Annotated in this window: 20 protein-coding genes and 2 riboswitches; of the genes, 11 read left to right on the top strand and 9 right to left on the bottom strand. The window is 72.8% G+C overall.

Features of this window, described 5'->3' with window-relative positions; translation table 11 throughout:
• The first annotated feature begins 8 nt into the window (after nucleotides 1-8).
• From purL to cls, 3 genes are all read left to right on the top strand, one after another.
• On the top strand, nucleotides 9-2,306 hold the full coding sequence (purL, locus tag IEW07_RS04785; RefSeq protein ID WP_188534790.1) for a phosphoribosylformylglycinamidine synthase subunit PurL: 2,298 nt from the start codon (nucleotides 9-11) through the stop codon (nucleotides 2,304-2,306).
• Nucleotides 2,307-2,382: 76 nt separating this feature from the next.
• Nucleotides 2,383-2,901 carry a GNAT family N-acetyltransferase gene (locus tag IEW07_RS04780; protein ID WP_188534788.1) on the top strand — a complete coding sequence of 173 codons (519 nt, stop codon included), beginning with the start codon at nucleotides 2,383-2,385 and terminating at the stop codon, nucleotides 2,899-2,901.
• A gap of 41 nt (nucleotides 2,902-2,942) precedes the next feature.
• Nucleotides 2,943-4,430 (top strand): cardiolipin synthase, encoded by a 1,488-nt coding sequence (gene cls / locus IEW07_RS04775; protein ID WP_371870208.1) that lies wholly within the window; start codon nucleotides 2,943-2,945, stop codon nucleotides 4,428-4,430.
• Between the two features lie 27 nt (nucleotides 4,431-4,457).
• Here the strand turns inward: cls and IEW07_RS04770 are convergent, their stop codons facing one another.
• The 5 genes from IEW07_RS04770 to IEW07_RS04750 form a co-directional block, all read right to left on the bottom strand.
• Entirely contained in the window at nucleotides 4,458-5,297 is an 840-nt protein-coding gene (locus IEW07_RS04770) for an anti-sigma factor domain-containing protein (protein WP_188534784.1), read from the bottom strand.
• Complete coding sequence (locus IEW07_RS04765) at nucleotides 5,281-5,844, bottom strand: RNA polymerase sigma factor (protein WP_229741574.1); 564 nt, start codon at nucleotides 5,842-5,844, stop codon at nucleotides 5,281-5,283. Before IEW07_RS04765 ends, IEW07_RS04770 begins: the two co-directional genes overlap by 17 nt.
• A gap of 134 nt (nucleotides 5,845-5,978) precedes the next feature.
• A complete protein-coding gene (locus IEW07_RS20870) occupies nucleotides 5,979-6,827 on the bottom strand; it encodes a class F sortase (protein WP_229741573.1) in 849 nt (282 codons plus the stop codon).
• Complete coding sequence (locus IEW07_RS04755) at nucleotides 6,824-7,663, bottom strand: DUF4397 domain-containing protein (protein WP_188534782.1); 840 nt, start codon at nucleotides 7,661-7,663, stop codon at nucleotides 6,824-6,826. Before IEW07_RS04755 ends, IEW07_RS20870 begins: the two co-directional genes overlap by 4 nt.
• A 227-nt stretch (nucleotides 7,664-7,890) precedes the next feature.
• Nucleotides 7,891-8,121: a hypothetical protein gene (locus IEW07_RS04750; RefSeq protein WP_188534781.1), complete on the bottom strand. Its 231-nt coding sequence runs from the start codon at nucleotides 8,119-8,121 to the stop codon at nucleotides 7,891-7,893.
• A gap of 161 nt (nucleotides 8,122-8,282) precedes the next feature.
• Here IEW07_RS04750 and IEW07_RS04745 point away from each other — a divergent pair, with 161 nt between their 5' ends.
• Nucleotides 8,283-9,416: a baeRF2 domain-containing protein gene (locus tag IEW07_RS04745; RefSeq protein ID WP_188534779.1), complete on the top strand. Its 1,134-nt coding sequence runs from the start codon at nucleotides 8,283-8,285 to the stop codon at nucleotides 9,414-9,416.
• Between the two features lie 133 nt (nucleotides 9,417-9,549).
• Here IEW07_RS04745 and IEW07_RS04740 read toward each other — a convergent pair whose 3' ends face one another.
• From IEW07_RS04740 to IEW07_RS04730, 3 genes are all read right to left on the bottom strand, one after another.
• A complete protein-coding gene (locus IEW07_RS04740; protein WP_188534777.1) occupies nucleotides 9,550-10,965 on the bottom strand; it encodes an LLM class flavin-dependent oxidoreductase in 1,416 nt (471 codons plus the stop codon).
• A gap of 84 nt (nucleotides 10,966-11,049) precedes the next feature.
• Nucleotides 11,050-11,164, bottom strand: a riboswitch (SAM riboswitch).
• A gap of 134 nt (nucleotides 11,165-11,298) precedes the next feature.
• A complete protein-coding gene (locus IEW07_RS04735; RefSeq protein ID WP_188534775.1) occupies nucleotides 11,299-11,775 on the bottom strand; it encodes a CoA-binding protein in 477 nt (158 codons plus the stop codon).
• A 121-nt stretch (nucleotides 11,776-11,896) separates the two neighbouring features.
• Nucleotides 11,897-12,577: a maleylpyruvate isomerase N-terminal domain-containing protein gene (locus IEW07_RS04730; RefSeq protein ID WP_188534773.1), complete on the bottom strand. Its 681-nt coding sequence runs from the start codon at nucleotides 12,575-12,577 to the stop codon at nucleotides 11,897-11,899.
• 117 nt (nucleotides 12,578-12,694) lie between these two features.
• A riboswitch (SAM riboswitch) is annotated at nucleotides 12,695-12,799 on the top strand.
• A gap of 5 nt (nucleotides 12,800-12,804) precedes the next feature.
• Between IEW07_RS04730 and IEW07_RS04725 the strand changes: the two genes are divergently transcribed.
• The 7 genes from IEW07_RS04725 (at nucleotide 12,805) to IEW07_RS04695 (ending at nucleotide 21,150) form a co-directional block, all read left to right on the top strand.
• A complete protein-coding gene (locus tag IEW07_RS04725; protein WP_188534771.1) occupies nucleotides 12,805-13,674 on the top strand; it encodes an ABC transporter ATP-binding protein in 870 nt (289 codons plus the stop codon).
• 106 nt (nucleotides 13,675-13,780) lie between these two features.
• Nucleotides 13,781-14,821: an aliphatic sulfonate ABC transporter substrate-binding protein gene (locus IEW07_RS04720; RefSeq protein ID WP_188534769.1), complete on the top strand. Its 1,041-nt coding sequence runs from the start codon at nucleotides 13,781-13,783 to the stop codon at nucleotides 14,819-14,821.
• Nucleotides 14,818-15,654: an ABC transporter permease gene (locus IEW07_RS04715; protein WP_229741572.1), complete on the top strand. Its 837-nt coding sequence runs from the start codon at nucleotides 14,818-14,820 to the stop codon at nucleotides 15,652-15,654. Before IEW07_RS04720 ends, IEW07_RS04715 begins: the two co-directional genes overlap by 4 nt.
• A 72-nt stretch (nucleotides 15,655-15,726) precedes the next feature.
• Nucleotides 15,727-17,874, top strand: a complete 2,148-nt coding sequence (locus tag IEW07_RS04710) for an AMP-binding protein (protein WP_188534766.1) — start codon at nucleotides 15,727-15,729, stop codon at nucleotides 17,872-17,874.
• Between the two features lie 65 nt (nucleotides 17,875-17,939).
• Nucleotides 17,940-18,698 carry a succinate dehydrogenase/fumarate reductase transmembrane subunit gene (locus IEW07_RS04705; protein ID WP_229741571.1) on the top strand — a complete coding sequence of 253 codons (759 nt, stop codon included), beginning with the start codon at nucleotides 17,940-17,942 and terminating at the stop codon, nucleotides 18,696-18,698.
• A gap of 25 nt (nucleotides 18,699-18,723) precedes the next feature.
• Complete coding sequence (locus IEW07_RS04700) at nucleotides 18,724-19,446, top strand: 2Fe-2S iron-sulfur cluster-binding protein (protein ID WP_188534763.1); 723 nt, start codon at nucleotides 18,724-18,726, stop codon at nucleotides 19,444-19,446.
• A gap of 84 nt (nucleotides 19,447-19,530) precedes the next feature.
• The gene (locus IEW07_RS04695) at nucleotides 19,531-21,150 is read left to right on the top strand and encodes an SLC13 family permease (RefSeq protein WP_188534761.1); all 1,620 of its coding nucleotides are present in this window, start codon (nucleotides 19,531-19,533) and stop codon (nucleotides 21,148-21,150) included.
• On the opposite strand, the gene IEW07_RS04690 is transcribed toward IEW07_RS04695, so the two are convergent.
• Nucleotides 21,147-21,320: a hypothetical protein gene (locus IEW07_RS04690; protein WP_188534759.1), complete on the bottom strand. Its 174-nt coding sequence runs from the start codon at nucleotides 21,318-21,320 to the stop codon at nucleotides 21,147-21,149. The two genes, IEW07_RS04695 and IEW07_RS04690, sit on opposite strands and share 4 nt — an antisense overlap.
• Nucleotides 21,321-21,612: the final 292 nt, after the last annotated feature.

Below are 21,612 nucleotides of genomic sequence, written 5' to 3'. Positions count from 1 at the left end.
GGACACCCATGAGCGAGAAGCACTTCAACCTGGACACCGTCGAGCACGCGACGACCACCCCCGACACCGAGCTGCCCTGGGCCGAGCTGGGCCTCAAGGACAACGAGTTCGAGGAGATCCGCAGGATCCTCGGCCGCCGTCCGACCGCCGCGGAGCTCGCGATGTACTCGGTCATGTGGTCCGAGCACTGCTCCTACAAGTCCTCCAAGGTCCACCTGCGCCAGTTCGGCGAGAAGGTCACCGAGGAGATGAAGAAGAACCTGATGGTGGGCATCGGCGAGAACGCCGGCGTGACCGACATCGGGGACGGCTGGGCCGTGACCTTCAAGATCGAGTCCCACAACCACCCCTCCTACGTGGAGCCCTACCAGGGCGCCGCCACGGGCGTGGGCGGGATCGTCCGCGACATCATCTCGATGGGCGCGCGCCCGGTGGCCGTGATGGACCCCCTGCGCTTCGGCGCGATCGACCACCCGGACACCGCGCGCGTGGTGCACGGCGTCGTGGCGGGCGTGGGCGGCTACGGCAACTCCCTGGGCCTGCCCAACATCGGCGGCGAGGTCGTCTTCGACTCCGTCTACCAGGGCAACCCCCTGGTCAACGCGCTCGCCGTGGGCGTCATGCGCCACGAGGACATCCGCCTGGCCAACGCCTCCGGCGTCGGCAACCGGGTGGTCCTGTTCGGCGCCCGCACCGGCGGCGACGGCATCGGCGGCGCGTCCGTGCTCGCGTCGGAGTCCTTCGACGACGCCAAGCCGTCCAAGCGCCCGGCCGTCCAGGTCGGCGACCCGTTCGCCGAGAAGGTGCTCATCGAGTGCTGCCTCGAGCTGTTCAAGAACTCCCTCGTGGAGGGCATCCAGGACCTGGGTGCCGCGGGCATCTCCTGCGCCACCTCGGAGCTGGCCTCCAACGGCGAGGGCGGCATGCACGTGGACCTGTCCTCGGTGCTGCTGCGCGACCCCACCCTGACCCCGGGCGAGATCCTCATGTCCGAGTCGCAGGAGCGCATGATGGCGGTCGTGACCCCGGAGAAGGCCGAGGCCTTCGAGGCGGTCATGGCGAAGTGGGACGTCGAGTACTCGTGGATCGGCGAGGTCACCGACACCGGCCGGCTCGTGATCGAGTGGGACGGCGAGGTCATCGTCGACGTCGACCCCCGCACCGTCGCCCACGAGGGCCCCGTCTACGAGCGCCCCTACACCCGCCCCGCGGACCAGGACCGGCTGCAGGCCGACCGGTTCGCCGGCTCCCCCGCGGACGCCTCCCGCCCCTCGGGCGCGGAGCTGAAGGACGCCGTGCTCGAGCTCATGGCCTCCCCGAACCTGTGCGCCAAGGACTGGGTCACCGCCCAGTACGACCGCTACGTGCAGGGCAACACCGCCATGGCGATGCCCGACGACGCCGGAGTGGTCCGCGTGGACGAGGAGACCGGCCTCGGCGTGGCCCTGTCCACCGACTGCAACGGCCGCTACGCCTACCTGGACCCCTACCAGGGCGCGCAGCTGGCCCTGGCCGAGGCCTACCGCAACGTCGCCACCGCCGGGGCGCGCCCCGTGGCCGTCTCCGACTGCCTGAACTTCGGCTCCCCCGAGGACCCCGAGACCATGTGGCAGTTCGCGGAGGCCGTGCGCGGCCTCGCCGACGGCTGCCAGGAGCTCGGCGTCCCGGTCACCGGCGGCAACGTGTCCCTCTACAACCAGACCGGCGGTGTGGCCATCCACCCGACCCCCGTGGTCGCGATGATGGGCGTGCTCGACGACGTCCGCAGGCGCACCCCGTCGGGCTGGCGCGAGGACGGGCAGGCGATCTACCTGCTCGGCACCACCCGCGACGAGCTGGACGGCTCCGAGTGGGCGAACCTGCGCGGGCACCTGGGCGGGCTCCCCCCGGCCGTGGACCTCGCCCAGGAGAAGCTGCTCGGCGACCTGCTGATCAACATGTCCCGTGACGGCATGATCGACGCCGCGCACGACGTCGCCGAGGGCGGCCTCGCCGCGACCCTGGCCGAGATGGCGCTGCGCTTCGACACCGGCGCCCGCATCGGCCTCGGCGAGGTCTGCGAGCGCGACGGCGTGGACCTGTTCACCATGCTGTTCTCCGAGACGCAGGGCCGTGCCGTGGTGGCCGTGCCGCGCAGCGAGGAAGTACGGTTCAAGGACATGTGCACCATGCGGAGCTACCCGTTCACCCGCATCGGCGTGGTGGACGCGGAGAACCGGGCGCTGGACGTCCAGAGCGAGTTCGCCATCGGCCTGGACGAGCTGCGCACCGCGCACGAGGGCACCCTGCCGAAGCACTTCGGCTGAGCCCGCAGCACCGCACGCACCGCTCCACTCCCACTGTCGGCAGGCGCCCCCGGCGCACGCAGGAAAGCAGCATCGCATGACCGAGGATCTCGAGGCCCTCCGCCCCGCCCCCGTCCTGGAGACGGAGCGGCTCCTCATCCGGCCCTTCACCGCGGAGGAGCTCGACGCCGTGGCGGCGGGCGAGCCGGCGGAGCACTTCGCCGCCGGCTTCCCCGCCGCCGAGGACATGGACTTCGCCCGCGAGTCCCTGCTCGCCGGGGGCTACTTCTTCACGGAGTCCGTGTACGCCCGGATGGCCATCGTGGAGAAGGAGACGGGGGAGATCGTCGGGACGGCCGGCTTCGTGGGCCCGCCCATCGACGACGAGCTGGAGGTGGTGGGCTCCCTCACCGCCGACCGCCGCAACCGGGGCTACGCGCAGGAGGGGCTCGACGCGCTGCTGCGGGTCGCCTTCGCGGACGCGGCGGTGCACGGCGTGCGCGCCAGCGTGCCCGGGGACAACACCCCTGCCGAGCAGGTGCTCATCGCCCTGGGCTTCGTCCAGCGGGAGACCCCGGGCCTGGAGACCGACTACTTCCTGCCGCGCCCGGCGTGACCGCGGGCCGGACGGCCCGTCGATAGGCTGAAGCGGTGGACATCGCGATCTTCCCGTTCGACCTGCTGGCGCCCTACGGGCTGCCCGAGTGGATCGTGGTGTCCCTGGTGGTCCTCGACTGGACGCTGCGGATCGCGGCCCTGGGCTGGATCCCCCACAACCGCCGCCCGTCGGTGGCCCTCGCATGGCTGCTGGCCATCTTCCTGCTGCCGATCGTGGGCGTGATCCTCTTCCTCGCCATCGGCTCGGCCAAGCTGCCCCGGAAGCGGATGGCGATGCAGGCCAAGATGAACGACGTCATCCGGGAGAACACCCCGCCGTCCTACATCCTCGGCAACGTGGGCGACGAGCTGCCCGAGTGGATCCTGTCCACGGCCGAGCTCAACTACAACCTCGGCGCCCTGCCGATGGTCGGCGGCAACCGCTTCGACATCCTCACGGACAGCCACGAGGCCATGCGCGTCATGGCGGACGCGGTGGACCGGGCCGAGGACTACGTGCACTTCGAGTTCTACATCGTCGCGGTCGACGACGCCTCGCGCGTGCTGCTCGACGCCCTCGTGCGCGCCCACCGCCGGGGCGTGCGGGTGCGCGCGCTCGTGGACCACCTCGGCTCGGTGGGCTACCCCGGCTACGCCGTGCTCGTGAAGGAGTTCGACCGCATCGGCCTGCCCTGGCGGCGCATGCTGCCCCTGCGCCCCTGGAAGGGCGAGTGGCAGCGCCCCGACCTGCGCAACCACCGCAAGATCCTCGTGGTCGACGGCGTGCTCGCCTACACCGGCTCCCAGAACATCATCCACCGCTCCTACAACAAGCGGAGGAACGTGCGGAAGGGCCTGGAGTGGAAGGACCTGATGATCGAGTGCACGGGCCCGGTGGTCGCCGAGCTCAACGCGCTGTTCACCAGCGACTGGTACTCCGAGACCGGTGACCTGCTGCTCGACGAGGCGAGCCGCGAGCTGCCCGACGTCCAGGGGCCCGTCTTCGCCCAGGTGCTGCCCTCCGGCCCGGGGTTCGAGACGGAGAACAACCTGCGCCTGTTCAACCACCTGATCTACAACGCCAACGATCAGATCATCATCTCCAGCCCGTACTTCGTGCCGGACGAGTCCCTCATGCACGCGCTGACCACCGAGGCGCAGTCCGGGGTGGATGTCCAGCTGTTCGTGGGCGAGACCTCCGACCAGTTCCTGCCCTACCACGCGCAGAACTCCTACTACCAGGAGCTCGTGGCCGCCGGTGTGAAGATCTACCGGTACAAGGCCCCCACCGTGCTGCACGCCAAGTTCGTGCTGGTGGACGACCACGTCTCCGTCATCGGCTCCTCCAACATGGACGAGCGCTCCTTCGCCCTCGACCTGGAGGTCTCCGTCTACATCGTGGACCGGGACTTCCGCCGCAGGATGGACGAGGTGGTCGCCGAGTTCCACGCGGCCAGCACGCTGCTCGACATCCAGGAGTGGAACCGGCGGCCCCTGTGGCACAAGTACCTGGACAACGTGGCCCGGCTGACCTCCGCGCTCCTCTGAGCCCCGCGCCCCGCCGGGCGGGGGCGCTCAGGCCTCCAGGGTGCCGCGCACGATCGAGTCCCCCGAGTGGGTGGGGTCGCCGTCGACCGGCTCGTTCGAGACGTCCACCACCGGGAACTGCGAGACGTCCACGTTCTCGGGCAGCACGAACACGGCCTCGTCCCCGGCCATCACGCCGAGGCTGATCATGCCCGTCGCGTCCGGGGCGAGCAGCCAGACCTCCTTGAACCCGTCCACGTCGGCGGGGTCCGTGCGCACCACGAGCTGCCGGGTGCCGTCGGGGCGCACGTCCACCTCGGCCGCGCCGCGGGCCGTGTAGCCGGCCAGGGGCTCCAGCTCCGCGCGGGCCACGAGGGTGGGGGCGGGCTCCGCGCCGGGGCGCTGCACGGCCCACATCGCCCCGGCGCCGGCCAGCAGGGCGGCCGCGGCCGCGGCGGCGGCCAGGGGGTAGGGCACCCCCCGGCGCGGGCGGCGCCTGCGGGCGTCGAGGTCGACGACGGCGGAGCGGCTGCCCGCCCCGGCCCCGGCGTCGCTCCCGGCGCCGGCCGTCCCGGCGGAGTTGTGCACGGTGCCGCTCTTCTCGGCCCCGTTCGTCTCGGCGCCGTCCGGGGCGGCGCCCCGGGGGGACGCGAACGGGTCCTCCGCGACGTCCTCGGACAGTCCGAGTCCCGCGTGGATCGCGGCCCACACCTGCGGGCCGGGCGCCGCGGGGGCGGGCGGCTCCGCGCGCCCCGCCAGCACGACGTGCCGGAGGGACTCGACCTCCGCCGTGCAGTCGGGGCAGTCCGCGAGGTGGTCCTGGCTCTGGGCGTCGAGGGGCTCACCCAGAGCCAGGAGTGCCAGCGACTCCTCACTCAGGTGTGCCATGGCCGTCCTTCAATCGTGTCCGCAGGTGGGTGAGGCCGCGCCTCAGATGACTCTTGACCGTGCCCAGGGGCAGGTCCAGGTGCTCGGCGATCTGCTGGTGGGTGAGCTCCTCGTAGAACGCGAGCGCCATGATCGTCGAGCGCGGTGGGCCGAGCCGCTCGAGCTCCGTCCGCACGACGAGCCGGTCCACCAGCAGGTCCGCCTCCTCGTGCCGCGGCTCCCGGTCCGTCTCGATCCCGGCCGCGGCCCGGCGGTCCGCCTCCCGGCCGGCGGTCCGCGCGGCGTCGGCGATGCAGTTGCGCGTGATGCCGATGATCCAGGCGGGGGCCGAGGAGTGCTCCGGCCGGTAGCCGGAGCGGTACTTCCACGCCCGGATGAAGACCTCCTGGACCACGTCGTCGGCGGCCGCGTCGTCGCGCAGGGCCCGCAGGGCCAGGGACCGCACGATCCCGGCGCAGTGCCGGTACGCCGCGCCGAGCGCGTGCTCGTCCCCCGCGGCGAACGCGGTGTCGAGCTCGGGTCCCCATTCCGGGGGCGGCATCGGCATCGTGGGACGGCTCCTCGAAGCAGGCATCGTCGGGGTCATCGTCGCGGGCGGCGCCCGTCGGGTCGTGCTCAGCCTAGTGCACACCGGCGGTCCTGCCATCGCACACTCCGTCCGCTCGCCCTGCTCCGTCGTGATCAGCCCACGGGAACCGCCCGCAGGACCACGTTGTCCTCGTAGTCCCCGATCTCCTCCAGCCACTCGCCCCCGCACGTCACGAGGTGCAGGGCGGGATCGCCCGTCCGGCGGAAGAGGTCGGCGTCCTCGAGGCTGCGCTTGTGCACCAGCTCCACGGACTCGGTGCGGTAGCGCTGCACCGACCCGTCGGCCCGCTCGACGGTCACCTCCGTGCCCGGGGGGACGTCCTTCAGCCGGGCCATCGGGGTCACCTCCGTGAGGGTGTCCACGTGGCCAGCCACGACGGCGGCGCCCTCCGGGGCCCCCGGCGCCGGACCGTACCGGTACCAGCCGAGCTCCACGTGGTTGTCCGGCAGGACCATGGCGCCGTTGTCCTCGATCCCCACGGGGACCACCGGCATGTCGATCGGCGTCCCGCCCACGACGACCCGCACCGGGGCGGGCACCTTCGCGACGGGTGCCTGGGTGGCAGGCGCCACGGGCACCTGCCCGGGGTCGGGCACGGCCCCGGGACCCGGAGCGGGGCGCTCCGGGAGGGACCTGTCCGGCACGGGGCGACCCACGACCCGCTGCTCCGGAACCGGCTGCCCCGCGAAGAGACTGCCCCGGGACGCCGCCGTCACCACCGCCCCGGCGGGCGGGGCCGCCGAGGGAGCAGCCCCGCCCTGCCCTCCCTCCGCCGGGAGGACGGCCACGACCGCCGCGGCGGCGATCAGGGCGGTCGAGGCGAGGGCCCCGGCCCCCAGCGCCGCCGTCCGGCGGCGCGGGGGACCGGGAGTCGGGGAGCCGGGTGCGCGGTGGGCCGCCGCCCGCCGCGCACCCGGCCCGTGCCGGCGGTGGGATGTCACCGCTGGCGGTCCTGCGCGAACTGCCGGCGGGACGAGATCGTGCGCTGCGCCGCGATCGCCACGCCGATCAGCCCCAGCGCGCCGCCGGCCGCGAGGCCGGTGCTCAGCAGGGTGCTCTGCTCCTGGGCGGCCAGACCGGACTGCCCGCCCGGCACGGCGCCGGGGGCCTGCTCCATGCCCTCGAGGGTCTGGACCGCGAGCTGGAGGTTGCCGGTCTCGAGGGAGCCCCACGCGTAGACGATGTTGTGGGTGCCCTCCGCCAGGTTGAGGTCGGCCGGGCCGATCACCGGGTCGGTGGTGCCCGCGGCCGCCACGGAGGCGGAGACCGTGCCGGCGTCCACCGGCAGCGTCTCCTCGTTCGGGTTCTCGAGCCCCTGGATGATCGGCTGGCCGCCGGCCAGGACGTCCACGGCCGGGGCAGCGGCCACGTGCCGGACCGTCAGGTGCGACTTCCCGGCCTCGATCTCGGACATGTCGTTGGTGAACAGCGCCGCCGTGGGGCTGCCCGCGGCGTCGAGGTGGGCCACGGCCGTGTAGTTCATCCCGGTCTCGAGCTGCGCGGTCACGGGCCCGATGATCGGCGCCGAGGCGTCCGCGGCGTCGGGGGCCGTGATCGCGAGGTCGTAGCTGCCGGCCGGCAGCTCGAGCGGGCCCGCGAGCGTGCCCGGAGCGAAGTCGTCGAGCGTCAGCTCGCCGTTGACGTAGACGTCCACCACGGTGTCGGGCACGCCGTGCAGCACGGACAGCTCCGCGTGCTCGGCGGCGAACGCCGGGGTCATGCTGAGGGCACCGGCACCGAGGCCGAGGACTGCTGCTGCAGAGAGGGTCTTGCGCATGATGACTGCTCCTTGAACGGGCTCCCGTGGGAGGCGGAATCGACCTTGCACCCTCACTACCGCCGTGGACCCGCCCGTGGATGCAGCAGGTCACATTTTTTTCCGGACGCTTCCGGACGGTCCCCGACGCTCCCCCGGACGCCCCTCCCCGGACCGCTCCGGACGGACGACGGCGCCCCGCACCGTGAGGGGCGGGGCGCCGTGGTCGGTGCCGGGACGGGGGCCGGTCACTCCTGCTCGAGGGTGGACGCCTGCTCCGGCTCCTCGAGGACGACCTCCTGCTCCTGCTCCTCGAGGTCGGCGGGGTTGGCCTCCAGGGAGGACTCCGCGGCCCGGTCCCGGAGGTGGGCGGGGGCCTCGTCGTCCTCGTCGTCCATCTCCGGCCCCTCGGCGTCGATCGACTGCTCGAGGCGGTCGGCCTCGTCGTACTCACTGCTCGAACCGGGTGCTTCGCTCACGGGTACCTCCTGGGTCGTGGGACCGACGGAGCCCCCAGTCTAGTGATCGGCACCCGGCCGGACGCCAGCGCCACGGAGCACTGTTCCCAGCGCCACCGGCCTCGGATAACGTGGGGTGCATCACCGCAGGACCGTTGCTTCAGATCAGGGGGTCTCCCACCATGACGAGCCGATTCCACGCCTACGCCGAGCTGTTCAAGCGCAAGGGACCGTGGTGCACCGTGTACACCGACATCAGCACCGGCACCGTCGACTCCCTGCACTCGATCGACGTCCTGCCCGAGAACATCTGCCGTCAGCTCGAGGCCCAGGGCGCGAGCAAGGAGGACCTCGCCGCCGTGGAGAAGGCCGTCCGGCCCGCCCCGGGCGTCCCCGACCCCGTGTGCCGCTACCTGCTGGTCCGCGAGGGCACCGTCGAGATCGACGAGGTGCTCCCCGGTCCCGTCGCGGGCAACGGCGTGATCCGGGTCGACGAGGTCCCGGACCTCACCCCGCTGTTCCGCCACCGGCCCGACGACTTCCCCTACGTGGTGGCCGAGGTCGGCCGCGACGGGGGCGAGATCCAGCTGCAGTACGCCAGCCGGGCGCGCGGCGGGGACCAGCAGCAGATCGAGGGCGAGACCGAGCACCTCAAGAAGTTCCCCGGCGGCGGCTGGTCGCAGTCGCGGTGGCAGCGGCACACCGAGGACGTGTGGCGGCGCAACACGGAGCAGGTGGCCGAGCAGATCGACAAGGTCGTCGCGGACAGCGGCGCGCGGCTCGTCGTCCTCGCCGGTGACGGACGCGCCCGCGGGCTCGTGGAGGAGCAGCTGTCCAAGGCCGTGCGGGCCATGGTGAGCGTGGTGGACGCCAACACCCGTGCCGGCGGCAGCGAGGCCGCCGACTTCGACCACCAGGTGGAGGAGCGCGTCGCCGAGGTCATCGCCCGCCGCCAGCATCTGCTGCTGGAGCGGTTCGCGGAGCAGGAGGGCCGCCCGGAGCCCACCGCGGTCACGGGGCTGCAGTCCGTCGTCGGCGCCCTCCAGCAGGCGCAGGCCGAGACCCTGCTGATCGACGACACCCACCTCGACGGGGAGCAGGAGCTCATCGCCCTCGACCGCGAGCCGTGGATCGCGTTCGAGGAGTCCGAAGCCGTCGGCGCCGACGTGCTCGGGAAGGTCTCCGCGGACGCGGCCCTGGTCCGCGCCGCGGTGCTCACCGACGGCCGCCCGGTCTTCGTCCCGCCGGGAGCCCTGCCCCACGGCGTGGACGTCGCGGCCCTGCTGCGCTGGAGGTCCGCCCCCTCCGCCGAGTGATCCTTCACAGGACGACGACGGCTCCCCCGCGTCCGCGGGGGAGCCGTCGTCGTGAGGGGACCGAGGTCCCGGTGTCAGCGGGTGCCGGGCGCGACAGTCTCCCGCACCCGGTCCCGCGTCGCCGTCCGGGGGCTCAGACGAGCTCGCGGGCGGGGGTGTCCGCCGCGGACGGCTTGCCCGCGTAGGCCCCCCGGTACCTCGCGGCCGGGTGGGTGTCGAGCACCTTGGTGTGGCCCTTGCCGTAGAGGTTCTCGCGCAGCGTGGTGCCCTCGTACCCGGTGCGGTAGCGGCCGCGCTTCTGCAGCTCCGGCACGACCCACTCCACGAAGTCCTCGAACGAGCCCGGGGACACGTGGTAGGCGAGGTTGATCCCGTCCAGCCCGCCGTCGTCGATCCACCGCTCGAGCTCGTCGGCCACGGTCTGCGGGGACCCGACGATCGGCACGCCCATGCCGCCCATCGAGATGTGCTTGGCGACCTCCTTGACCGTCCACTTCTTGTGCGGGTCCGCGGTGGTGAACGGCGTGAGGAAGGACTGGATGGACTCGGTCTTGATGTACTCCAGGACGTCGTTCTCGTCGTAGCGGCCCAGGTCCACGCCGGACCAGCCGCCCACGAGGCCCAGCGCCCCATCGGTGTCCGCGTACTGCTCGTAGTCGCGGCGCTTCTGCTCGGCCTTCGCGTCGGTCTCGTCGACGATCACGTGCAGCATCGCGAAGATCTTGAGGTCCTCCCGGTTCCGGCCGTTGGCCTCCGCCTCGTCGCGCAGCTTGTCGGTGACCACGCGGGTGAGGTCCGGGCGGATGCCGCCCACGAACACCGCCTCCGCGTGCCGCCCGGCGAACGCGCGCCCGCGGGAGGAGGCCCCGGCCTGGAAGATCAGCGGGGTGCGCTGCGGGGACGGCTCGGTCAGCCCGATGCCCGGGACGTCGAAGTACTTGCCGTGGTGCTGGATGGGGTGCACGAGGGCGGGGTCGGCGAAGATCCCGTTCTTCCGGTCGCGCTTGACCGCGCCGTCCTCCCAGGACCCCTCCCAGAGCTTGTAGCAGACCTCCATGAACTCCTCGGCGATCTCGTACCGCTCGTCGTGGGAGATCTGGTCCTTGAGCCCGTGGTTCTCGGCCGCGGACTTCAGGTAGGAGGTCACCACATTGAAGCCCATCCGGCCCCGGGTCAGGTGGTCGAGGGTCGCGAACTTCCGCGCCAGCGGGTACGGCTGCTCGTAGGTGATCGCGCTGGTCACGCCGAAGCCGAGGTGCTTCGTCACGGCCGCCATCGCGGAGATCTGCATGAAGGGGTCGTTGACCGGGATCTGCGTGGCGTCCCGGATCACCGGCGCCGCGGAGTTCTGGTAGACGTCGTAGTACCCCACGACGTCCGCGAGGAACAGCGCGTCGAACAGGCCCTTCTCCAGGACCTGGGCGACGTCCGTCCAGTACTCGATCGTGTTGTACTCGTCCGCCCGGGAGCGGGGGTGCTTCCACAGGCCGGGGGCCTGGTGGCCCACGCAGGTCATGTCGAAGGCGTTCAGGGCGATGCGCTTGCTCATGGGGACCTCTCGGATCGATTGCGATCCGCGTCCCGTGCGCCGCACGGCGTGCGGTCTCCTCGCGGATCCGACGCACTGTGCTGGGCGCCGTACTTGCCACGGGGCACTGCCCCCGCGGCCCGATGTTCATCTGGGGCACCCCGCTACGGGAGAGGGTTGCCGTCCGACCAGCCAGAGCTTCGCGTCGGATCTCGTCATCGTTGTCCGCCCGGAAGTCTACCGGGTCCTCCGGGGGGCCGCGCAATCCCCGTCACACCCGGTCGCACTGCTCCCCGGCCCCGCACCGGGACCCTCGTGCCGGCGGCGCGGGCTCCCGCACCCGGCAGCCCCGGGTCAGGCGGGCGGGGCCAGCGGCGGGGTCCGCCCGGGCTCGCAGGTCCAGCCCCGATCGAGCCGCTCCCGCAGCTCGATCAGCGGGCAGGTGTCCATGACCACGTCGAGACCGGCCGCCAGCGCCCGGTCCGCGGCGGCCCGGTCCACGACCCCCAGCTGCAGCCACACCGCCCGCGCGCCCGCGGCGATCGCCTGGTCCACGACGGGGCCGACCCTGCGGGAGTTCACGAAGCAGTCCACCACGTCGATCGGCCCGGGGACCTCCGCGAGGGTGCGGTGGCCGGGCTCGCCGTGCACCTCCTCGCCCTTCGGGTTCACGGGGACGATCGTCAGGCCGAGCTCGTCGCGCATCCGCCGCGACACGGAGTACGCGGGGCGCATGCGGTTCTGGGTCAGGCCCACCACGGCCCACCGGCCGGAGCCGGCGAGGAGGCGGTCGATCACGGCGGGGTCGTTGACGCGGCGCTCGGTGCTCATGCCACCAGCCTGGCACCGAACGGCCCGGAATGCTCCCCGGGTTCTCCCCCGATTTCCCCGTGCCCCCTCGTGCTCCCTCCGGAGAGTCTCTCCGGAGAGGGCTTCCGGCGGGCGGGGCGGGTCAGGAGAAGAGGGGCAGCAGCTCCGCCTCCGGGCCCACCACCGCGCGGTCCTCCGCGGAGAGGTCGGCCCGGCCCGTGCCGACCAGGGCGAAGTGCTCGTCGCTCCAGTGCTCGAGCGGCTCGCGCCCCCACAGCTCGGTCAGGACGCGGCGGGTCTCCGCGAGACCGGCCGCCGACGGCCCCGTGCTGCCCCCCAGGTGCCGGATCAGGTCCAGGTGGTGGACCGTGGCCTCCACCACCAGGGTGCTCAGCAGGTCCTCCACCGTCAGCACGTGCCCCTGCGTGCGCACCGCCCCGCCGGGCGGGCGGTGCTCCGACGCGTGCACGACCGCCCGCGCGCTCTCGTGGTGGAGCTCCCGCACCGGCCCCCAGTCCAGGAACATGGACGCGGACACCCGGGCCCAGCGCCGCGCCTCGGCGGCTGTCGCGGGGTCCCCGCCCCAGTCGCCCCAGTAGGTCGCGGCGTCCCGGTCCGGGCGCGCGGTCGTGGGCGTGTGCAGGGCCACGAGCCCGCGGAGGGCGTCCATGGCGCAGTGGTAGGTCAGGTCCCGCACGGACCACCCGGTGCACCCGGTGGCCGCCCAGGAGTCGTCCTCGCCGAGCTCCTCCAGGGCCGCGCCGAAGGCGGTGTACGCCTCCCGCACCAGCTCGGCCCGGCTCGGGGTGTTCCGGCTCGTCATGGGTCCATGGTGGGCCACGATCGCCCCGGGGGCCACAGATTTCTGCCGCCACCTCCCGCGACACCTCGCGCCGCACGGATTTGCCACGGGACCCGCGGGCGTCGTTGAATGAGCGCGTAACCATCCGGAGCGGCTGAGAGACCTGGCTCGTCGACGTCGCAGCAACCGGCACGGACACTCCCGATCCCCCGTGCGAGGTGCTAATGCCAGGACCGATGGAGTTGATCATGAGCAGTTCACTGCTGAGCTCCGAGCCGTCCTCGGCCGGCCCCGCTCTGCACGCGTCCGACCCCGGCGCCCCCAAGCGCGCGTTCTCCGTGTCCTTCGAGCACGTCGGCAAGTCCTTCGGGTCCGGGCGCGACGTCCACCACGTCCTGCACGACGTCGACTTCACGGCCCGCCCCGGCGAGGTCGTGGCGATCCTGGGCCCCTCGGGCTGCGGCAAGTCCACGCTGCTGCGGGCCGCCGCCGGTCTCGACACGGCCTCCTCCGGCCGCGTCCTCATCGACGGCACCCCCGTGTCCGGGATCGACCCGCGGTGCGCGGTCGCGTTCCAGGAGCCCCGGCTGCTCCCGTGGCGCTCCGTGCGCGAGAACATCCGGCTCGGCCTGCCCGACGGCCGGGGCAGGGACGAGGGCGGCACGGTGGTGGAGAAGCTGCTGCGCCTGGTCGGCCTGACCGCGCACGCCGGCCACCGCCCGCGGGAGATCTCCGGGGGCATGGCGCAGCGCGCCTCCCTGGCCCGGGCCCTGGCCCGCAACCCCGGCGTCCTGCTGCTCGACGAGCCGTTCGGCGCCCTCGACGCCCTCACCCGCCTGAAGATGCAGGACCTGCTGCTGACGGTCCACGCCGCGCAGCCCACCACGGTCCTGCTCGTGACCCACGACGTCGACGAGGCCCTGCAGCTCGCCGACCGGATCATCGTCCTGGGCCGCGCGCCGGGCGCCGCCGCCGACCGGCCGGCGTCCATCACCACGGTGCTCGACGTCCCGGGCGAGCGGCCCCGCGACCGGGCCTCCGAGATCCTCGCCGAGCTGCGCGTCCGGCTGCTCGGCCACCTGGGCGTCGACGCCCACCACAACACCGCGACCCGCTGACGCGGCCCGCTCCCCGCTCCCGACCCGCACGCCCCGGGCCGGGTCCGTCGGCGGCGCGCACCCGCGCCCCGAGGACCCGCCCGGCCCGCCCACGAAAGGCCCTGCCATGCCCCAGCTCCCCGCCCTCAAGCTCTGCACCCTCCCCGCCGTCCTGACCCTCGGCCTGACCGGCTGCATGGCCGGCGAGGGCTCCGGCGAGGCGCAGGCCGGGTCCGGCGCCGCCGACGACAAGGTCGTCGTCGACTGGGCGACCTACAACCCGCTGTCCCTGGTGATCAAGGAGAAGGGCTGGCTCGAGGCCGCGCTCGCCGAGAGCGGCACCGAGGTGGAGTGGGTGCAGTCCGCCGGGTCGAACAAGGCGAACGAGGCCCTGCGCGCCGAGGCGATCGACGTCGGGTCCACCGCCGGCTCCGCGGCCCTGCTGGCCCGCAGCAACGGCTCCCCCATCAAGGTCATCGACCTCTACTCCCAGCCCGAGTGGTCCGCGCTCGTCACCACGGCGGACAGCGGGATCCAGGAGGTCGCGGACCTCGAGGGCAGGACGGTGGCGGCCACCAAGGGCACGGACCCGTACTTCTTCCTGCTGCAGGCACTCGAGGAGGCCGGCGTGGACCCCGGGTCCGTGACCGTCCAGAACCTCCAGCACGCGGACGGCCGCGCCGCCCTGGAGAACGGCCAGGTGGACGCCTGGTCCGGCCTGGACCCGATCATGGCCGCCGCCGAGCAGAACGGCGCCGAGCTGTTCTACCGCAACATCGACTTCAACACCTACGGCTTCCTCAACGCCCACGAGTCCTTCCTCGAGGAGCAGCCGGAGGCCGCCCAGACCGTGGTGGACGTCTACGCCTACGCCCGCGACTGGGCCCTGGCCAACCCGGAGGAGACCGCGCGGATCCTCTCCGAGACGGCCTCCATCGAGCTGCCCGTGGCCGAGAAGGTCCTCGAGCGCACCCAGCTCGACATCAACCCCGTCCCCGGCCGGCAGCAGCTGGACGTGCTGGAGAAGGTCGGCCCGATCTTCGTCGAGTCCGACGACGTCGCCGACCAGCAGCAGGTCGACGACGCGCTCGCGACCATCGTGGAGCCCGCCTACGCCGAGAACGCGGACGCCTCCCGCGTGGCCGGCGCCATCGAGGAGCAGAAGTGACGCAGAAGCTCGCACCCCTGGACGGCGGCCTCCCCGCCGCGCCCGACGCCGACGCGCCCGCTCCCCCGACGGCGCCCCGGTCCCGGCCGCTGCTGCGCGCCGGGCTGGGCCTGGCCCTGCCCGCCGTCCTGCTGGCGCTGTGGCACGTGCTCTCCACGGCCGGCGTGTTCAGCCACGTCCAGCTGCCCCCGCCGCTGACGGTCCTCGAGGCCGGGATCGGCCTGCTGGCCGGCGGGGACCTGTGGACCCACGTGGGCATCTCGACCCAGCGGGTGGCCCTCGGCTTCCTGATCGGCGCGGGCCTCGGCCTCGCGGCCGGGTCCTTCATCGGCCTCTCCCGCTGGGGCTCGGCCCTGGTGGCCCCCACCATCGGGGCGTTCCGGGCCGTGCCCTCCCTGGCGTGGGTGCCCCTGCTGCTGCTGTGGATCGGCCTGGGCGAGGACTCGAAGGTGACCCTGGTGGCCATCGGTGCGTTCTTCCCCGTCTACACCACGGTCGCCTCGGCGCTGCGGCACGTGGACCGCAACCTCGTCGAGGCCGCCCGCGCCTTCGGCCTCGACGGCCTGCGCCTGCTCACGCAGGTCCAGCTGCCGGCGGTCATGCCGTCGGTGGTCTCGGGCCTGCGCCTGGCGCTGGCCCAGGCGTGGCTGTTCCTCGTGGCCGCCGAGCTGCTGGGCGCGTCCATGGGCCTGGGCTGGCTGCTGACGGACTCGCAGAACAACGGCCGCACCGACCGCCTCCTCCTCGCCATCGTGCTGCTCGCGGTGCTGGGCAAGCTCTCCGACGCGCTGCTGGGGGTCTTCGAGAAGTGGGCCGTCAAGAAGTGGGCCTGAGGCAACGCCCGTGACACACCCATCTGCGACGGTGGAGACCACACCCCGCACGACGACGAAGGAACCGACACCGTGAGCTTCAGCTGGAGCGACCCGCACTCCCCCACCCCGAACCCCGCGCTGGTCTCCGAGGAGGCCCGGATCGCCTTCTGGGAGGGCCAGGCCTCCCGGCTGGACTGGGCCGAGCCGTGGACGACGGCCCACCGCTTCGTGGGTCCGCGGCGGATCGGCGAGGACGAGGAGGGCAGTCCCACCTGGTCGGTCCCCGAGATCGCGTGGTTCGAGGGCGGCAGGCTCAACGTCGCCCACAACTGCGTGGACCGCCACGTCGAGGCGGGCCGCGGCGCCCACGTGGCCCTGTACTTCGAGGGCGAGCCCGGCGACCGGCTGGTCTACACCTACGCCGACCTGCAGCGGGAGGTCTCCCGCGCCGCCAACGCCCTGCTCGCCCTGGGCGTGGAGAAGGGCGACCGGGTGGTGATCTACCTCCCGGTCATCCCGGAGACCGTCATCATCACGCTGGCCTGCGCCCGCATCGGCGCGGTGCACTCGCTGGTCTTCGGCGGGTTCTCCGCCGAGGCCCTGAAGTTCCGCGTCGAGGACACCGGCGCCAAGGTCCTGGTGACCACGGACGGGCAGCACCGGCGCGGGGCCGTGGTGCCCGTGAAGGCCAACGCCGACGAGGCCTGCAGCGGCGACAACGCGATCGAGCACGTCGTCGTCGTGCGCCGCACCTCCCGGCCCGGCCGCACGGACCTGCCGCGGGGCACCCGGGGGACGCACTCCAAGGACGAGGACGCGGTCCCGTGGACGCGCGGGCGCGACGTGTGGTGGCACGAGCTGATCGCCGACCAGCCCGACGTGCACGAGCCCGAGGCGTTCGACGCCGAGACGCCGCTGTTCATCATCTACACCTCCGGGACCACCGGGAAGCCCAAGGGCCTGGTGCACACGATGGGCGGCTACCTCGTGCAGACCGCCTACACCCACGCGCTGCTGTTCGACCTGCTGCCCGACGTCGAGGACGAGGACGGCGAGCTGCGCCCGGACGAGCTGGCCACCGTCAACGACCCCGCGAAGGTGGACTCGACCGTCCACTGGTGCACCGCCGACCTCGCGTGGGTCACCGCGCACACCTACGAGATCTACGGGCCCCTGGTCAACGGCGTCTCCGAGGTGATCTACGAGGGCACCCCGAACACCCCGCACTGGGGCCGGCACTTCGAGGTCATCGAGCGCTACGGGGTCACCAACTACTACACCGCCCCCACGCTGATCCGCTCCCTCATGGGCGCGTTCCCGAAGGGCGTCCCGCCGCTCTACAACCTGAACTCGATCCGGCTGCTCGGCTCCGTGGGCGAGTCCATCAACCCGGAGGCGTGGCGCTGGCTGCGGGCCCAGGTGGGCCGGGACGAGGTCCCGTTCGTGGACACGTGGTGGCAGTCCGAGACGGGCTCCACCGTGATGTCCCCGCGCCCGCACGACCCGCAGTTCGCGCCCCCGGGGACCTTCGACGACGGGGCCCCCCACACCGCCCTGAAGCCCGGCTGCGCCACCCGGGCAGTCCCGGGGATCTCGACCCGCGTGGTCGACGAGGCCGGGCAGACCGTGCCGCCCGGCGTGCAGGGCTTCGTGGTGGTGGACCGGACCGGCCCCTCGATGGCCCGCACGGTGTGGGGCGACCCGCAGCGCTACCTCACCTCCTACTGGCAGGCCTACGCCGAGCAGGGCTGGTTCCTGGCCGGGGACGGCGCCCGCTACGACGAGGAGGGGGACATCTACATCCTCGGGCGGGTCGACGACGTCATCAACGTCTCCGGGCACCGGCTGTCCACCATCGAGATCGAGTCGGCGCTCGTCACCCACCCGTGGGTCCTGGAGGCCGGCGCGGCGCCCGTGCGCGACGAGCTGACCGGGCACGCGGTGCTCGCCTACGTGGTGCTGGCCCCCGGCGCGCAGGGCCGGCCGGCCGAGGAGCTGACCGCCGCGCTGCGGGAGCACGTGGCGCACGAGATCGGCCCGATCGCCAAGCCCAAGGCGGTCGTGGCGGTCCCCGACCTGCCCAAGACCCGCTCCGGGAAAATCACCCGCCGCCTGCTCGCGCAGCTGTGGGAGGGGGCGCCGCTGGGCGACCGCTCGTCGCTGCAGAACGAGGAGGCGCTGGACCACATCGCCGAGGTCCTGGCGGCGCGGCGGCAGGGCTCCGGCGCCACCGCATGACGGCCCGTGACGGCCCGCGCAAGGACGTTGAGAGTTGTGACGTCTCGATCGGAACGACATCTAGGATGAATGCCGTGAATGCCTCCCCCGCCCGCCCCGACGAGCAGTCCCGGCCCGCCCTCCCCGAGCTCCCGGAGCTCTCGACCGCCACCGTGAAGCTCGCGATGGCCGGCTCCGGCGCGCTGTTCTCGGGCTACGTGCTGGCGCACATGCTCGGCAACCTCAAGGTCTACCAGGGCCCGGAGAAGTTCAACGCCTACGCCGAGCTCCTGCGCACCGCGGGAGCCCCGGTGCTGCCGCGCGGGACCGTGCTCTGGGCGGCCCGCGGCGTGCTCGCCACGAGCCTGGTGGCGCACGTGGGCGGCGCGGCGGTGCTCACCGGCCGCGCCTGGAAGGCCAACGGGTCGCTGCTGCCGCGGCGGTCGCGGCGCCCGCGGGGGCGCCGTCGTTCCCCGTGGCAGGTCGCGAAGCGGTCGATGCGGAGCACGGGCGGGGTGCTGGGGCTGTTCACCGTCTTCCACGTGCTGGACCTGACCCTGGGCGCCCGCCCGGCGGCCTCCGAGCGGTTCGCGCCGGGCGACGCCCACGCCAACCTCGTGGCCAGCCTCTCCCGGCCGCCCGTGGCCGCGGCCTACGCCCTGTCCATGGCGGCCCTGGCCGCGCACCTGGTGCACGGCATCCCGGAGATCGCCAACGACGTCGGCGCGGGCGGCGACCAGCAGTTCCAGCGACGGCTGCGGATCGCCGCGAACGCCTTCGGCGCCGTGGTGGCCGCCGGCAACACCACCATCCCGCTCGCCGTGCTGACCCGCACGGTCCGCTGACGCCCCCGACCCGAGGACCCCTCCAGTGACGACCTTCGCCCTGACCGTCGACGTGTGGCGCCAGCCCTCCCCGGACGAGCCCGGGGACTTCGTGGCCTACGACGTCCCCGACGCGAGCCCGGAGATGACCGTGCTCGAGCTCATCGACCGGATCAACGAGCAGCTCGCGGCCACCGGAGCCGACCCGATCGCCTACGACGACGGGTGCCGCGAGGGCGTCTGCGGCAAGTGCGGGGTGACCGTCGACGGCGTGGCCCACGGCCCCGAGCGCAACGCCGCGAGCTGCATGCAGCACCTGGGCGCGTACCGCGACGGGGACCGCGTGCGGATCGAGCCGCTGCGGGCCGCGTCCTTCCCCGTCAAGCAGGACCTGTCGGTGGACAAGAAGGCCCTGCGCCGGGTGGCCAAGGAGGCCAAGTTCCCCGTCGCCATGAAGGCGCTGAACACCGCAGGGTGCATCAGCTGCGGGGCCTGCGTGGCGTCCTGCCCGAACGGTTCCGGCCAGCTGTTCGTGGGCACCCTGCTCAAGGAGCTGCCCCCGCTGGCCAGGGACGACGACGAGCGCCGGGAGCGCTCGGCCAAGGTCCTCGCCGCGTCCGAGGACGAGTTCGGCCCTTGCTCCCTGCTGGGCGACTGCGTCGAGGTGTGCCCCGCCGGGCTGCCGGTCGAGAACCTCTCCGCCGTGGCGCGCGAGAACCTGCGCAACCGGTTCCCCCGGAGGACCCAGGACACACCGACGGGAAGGTAGCGCCCCCGCCCCGCGTCCCTTGCCGCGCCCATAAGCGACTGCTAACGTGCCCTGCATCACACGAGGACGTGCGGAGGAAGTCAGATGACTGAGCGGTCCCGGGGCGTCGTCCCCGAGCAGGGTGAGTTCGACTACGAACCGGAGGACCGCGAGCCGCCCCGTGCGGCGGGGAAGACCTGGCTCTTCCGCGGCCTGGGGCTGCTGCTGGCCCTCGTCGTGTGGTTCCTCCTCGGCGGCGCGGAGATCTCCGGCGACGCCCGCATCGTCGCCGCCGTGGGCGTCCTGATGGCGGTGTGGTGGATCACGGAGGCCGTGCCGCTGTCCATCACGTCGCTGCTGCCGATCGTGCTGTTCCCGGTGCTCACCGCGCTCACCATCGCCGAGGCCACCGCGCCCTACGCGAACCCGATCGTGTTCCTGTTCCTCGGCGGCTTCCTGATCGCCATCGCCATGCAGAAGTGGAACCTGCACCGCCGCATCGCGCTACTGACGCTGCGGCGCGTCGGCACCCACCCGCGCCAGATCATCCTGGGGATGATGATCTCCACGGCGTTCCTGTCGATGTGGGTCTCCAACACGGCCACCACGCTGATGATGCTGCCCATCGGCCTGAGCGTGCTGACCCTCGTGGTGGAGAACAGCCGCCAGACCGGCACCAGGGCCGAGGCCGCGGAGACCAACGAGGACCTGCGCTCCGGGAAGTCCATCAGCGACGTCGTGGCGGACCGGGACGTGCGGCTCTTCGGGGTGGCGCTGGTCCTGGCGATCGCCTGGGCCGCCTCCATCGGGGGTCTGGGCACCCTGCTGGGCAGCCCGCCCAACGCCATCGTCGCGGGCTACATCAGCGAGGAGCTGGACAGGACCGTGGGCTTCGCCCAGTGGATGATGCTCGGCGTGCCCATCGTCGTGGTCTTCCTCGGGATCGCCTGGCTGCTCATCACCCGCCTCATCTTCCGCTTCGACCTGGAGGAGGTGCCGGGCGGCAAGGAGCTGATCGAGGAGGAGATCGCCGCCCTGGGCCCCATGAGCCAGGGCGAGAAGACCGTCCTCGGCGTGTTCGTCGCCGCGGCGTTCTTCTGGATCGTGCCGGGCCTGCTGTCCGGGATCGGCGACCTGGGCGAGCAGCTGCCCTGGCTGGACCTCTTCGACGACACGGTCATCGCCATCGGCGCCGGCGTGCTGCTCTTCCTGCTGCCGGGCGACCAGCAGGGCCGGATGACCCTCGAGTGGAACGACGCCGAGGAGGGACTGCCCTGGGGCGTCCTCCTGCTCTTCGGCGGCGGCCTCTCCCTCGCGGCCGCCGTGGCGGGCACCGGGCTGGACGCCTGGTTCGGCGAGCAGGTCAGCGGGCTCGGCGCGCTGCCGATCATCCTGCTGCTGGCCGCGGTGGTGCTCATCGTGCTGTTCCTCACCGAGATCACCAGCAACACGGCGACGGCGGCGACCTTCATCCCCATCCTGGGCGGCGTCGCCGTCGGGATCGGGGTGGACCCCATGACGCTGCTGATCCCGGCGGCGCTGGCCGCCACCTGCGCGTTCATGCTCCCCGTGGGCACACCGCCCAACGCGATCGTCTTCGCCACCGGGCACGTCAAGATCACCGAGATGGTGCGCGGCGGCCTCGTGCTCAACATCGTGGGCGTCATCCTGATCACGCTGTTCACCGTGCTGATCGGGCCCTTCGCCCTGGGCCTGATCATCTAGTGCTCCGTTCCCCGCAGGATGCGGGGGCCCTCCCGCCAGGTGCGGGTGGTGCGGCTGCGGTGGGAGGAGAGGTCGTCGGTGATCCCCACGATCTCCCCGCCTCGACGGGCTCCTTCCACCTCGTGCAGGAACCGCCGGCAGGCGGCGCTGCTGCGCCTCGGGGCGGTCATCGTGAGATCCCGGCTGCAGGCCCACGCCGTCGGCACCGCCCCCGCTCCGCAGAGCGGGACCGTCCCGGGTGGCAGGACGATCCCCCCTGAGAGACCAGAAGGTGCCGGTGTCGGGGATGGTGCGGCAACGGACCCGACTCGAGGAGATCAGTCGACGGTGGGACTACCCGTCGTCGGCAGGCCTCGCGCAGTCCTCCACCATCGAGGGTGGCGGGAGATGGTGGACCCGGAAGGAAGCATTCGGGGACGTTCCCGCACGCTTCCTTCCGATGACGTCAAGCTATCGGACCCG

This window comes from Kocuria dechangensis (genome assembly GCF_014636775.1).
GTDB lineage: Bacteria > Actinomycetota > Actinomycetes > Actinomycetales > Micrococcaceae > Kocuria > Kocuria dechangensis.
Note: the sequence above shows the minus strand (reverse complement) of the source record. Positions and strands in the feature narration are given on the sequence as shown.

Bases quoted from the DNA above. Each gene is read 5' to 3' on its own strand.
- purL (WP_188534790.1), top strand. From the start codon at position 9: ATGAGCGAGAAGCACTTCAACCTGGACACCGTCGAGCACGCGACGACC.
- IEW07_RS04780 (WP_188534788.1), top strand. From the start codon at position 2,383: ATGACCGAGGATCTCGAGGCCCTCCGCCCCGCCCCCGTCCTGGAGACG.
- IEW07_RS04770 (WP_188534784.1), bottom strand. From the start codon at position 5,297: ATGGCACACCTGAGTGAGGAGTCGCTGGCACTCCTGGCTCTGGGTGAG.
- IEW07_RS04765 (WP_229741574.1), bottom strand. From the start codon at position 5,844: ATGCCGATGCCGCCCCCGGAATGGGGACCCGAGCTCGACACCGCGTTC.
- IEW07_RS04755 (WP_188534782.1), bottom strand. From the start codon at position 7,663: ATGCGCAAGACCCTCTCTGCAGCAGCAGTCCTCGGCCTCGGTGCCGGT.
- IEW07_RS04745 (WP_188534779.1), top strand. From the start codon at position 8,283: ATGACGAGCCGATTCCACGCCTACGCCGAGCTGTTCAAGCGCAAGGGA.
- IEW07_RS04740 (WP_188534777.1), bottom strand. From the start codon at position 10,965: ATGAGCAAGCGCATCGCCCTGAACGCCTTCGACATGACCTGCGTGGGC.
- IEW07_RS04735 (WP_188534775.1), bottom strand. From the start codon at position 11,775: ATGAGCACCGAGCGCCGCGTCAACGACCCCGCCGTGATCGACCGCCTC.
- IEW07_RS04730 (WP_188534773.1), bottom strand. From the start codon at position 12,577: ATGACGAGCCGGAACACCCCGAGCCGGGCCGAGCTGGTGCGGGAGGCG.
- IEW07_RS04725 (WP_188534771.1), top strand. From the start codon at position 12,805: ATGAGCAGTTCACTGCTGAGCTCCGAGCCGTCCTCGGCCGGCCCCGCT.
- IEW07_RS04720 (WP_188534769.1), top strand. From the start codon at position 13,781: ATGCCCCAGCTCCCCGCCCTCAAGCTCTGCACCCTCCCCGCCGTCCTG.
- IEW07_RS04705 (WP_229741571.1), top strand. From the start codon at position 17,940: ATGAATGCCGTGAATGCCTCCCCCGCCCGCCCCGACGAGCAGTCCCGG.
- IEW07_RS04695 (WP_188534761.1), top strand. From the start codon at position 19,531: ATGACTGAGCGGTCCCGGGGCGTCGTCCCCGAGCAGGGTGAGTTCGAC.
- IEW07_RS04690 (WP_188534759.1), bottom strand. From the start codon at position 21,320: ATGACCGCCCCGAGGCGCAGCAGCGCCGCCTGCCGGCGGTTCCTGCAC.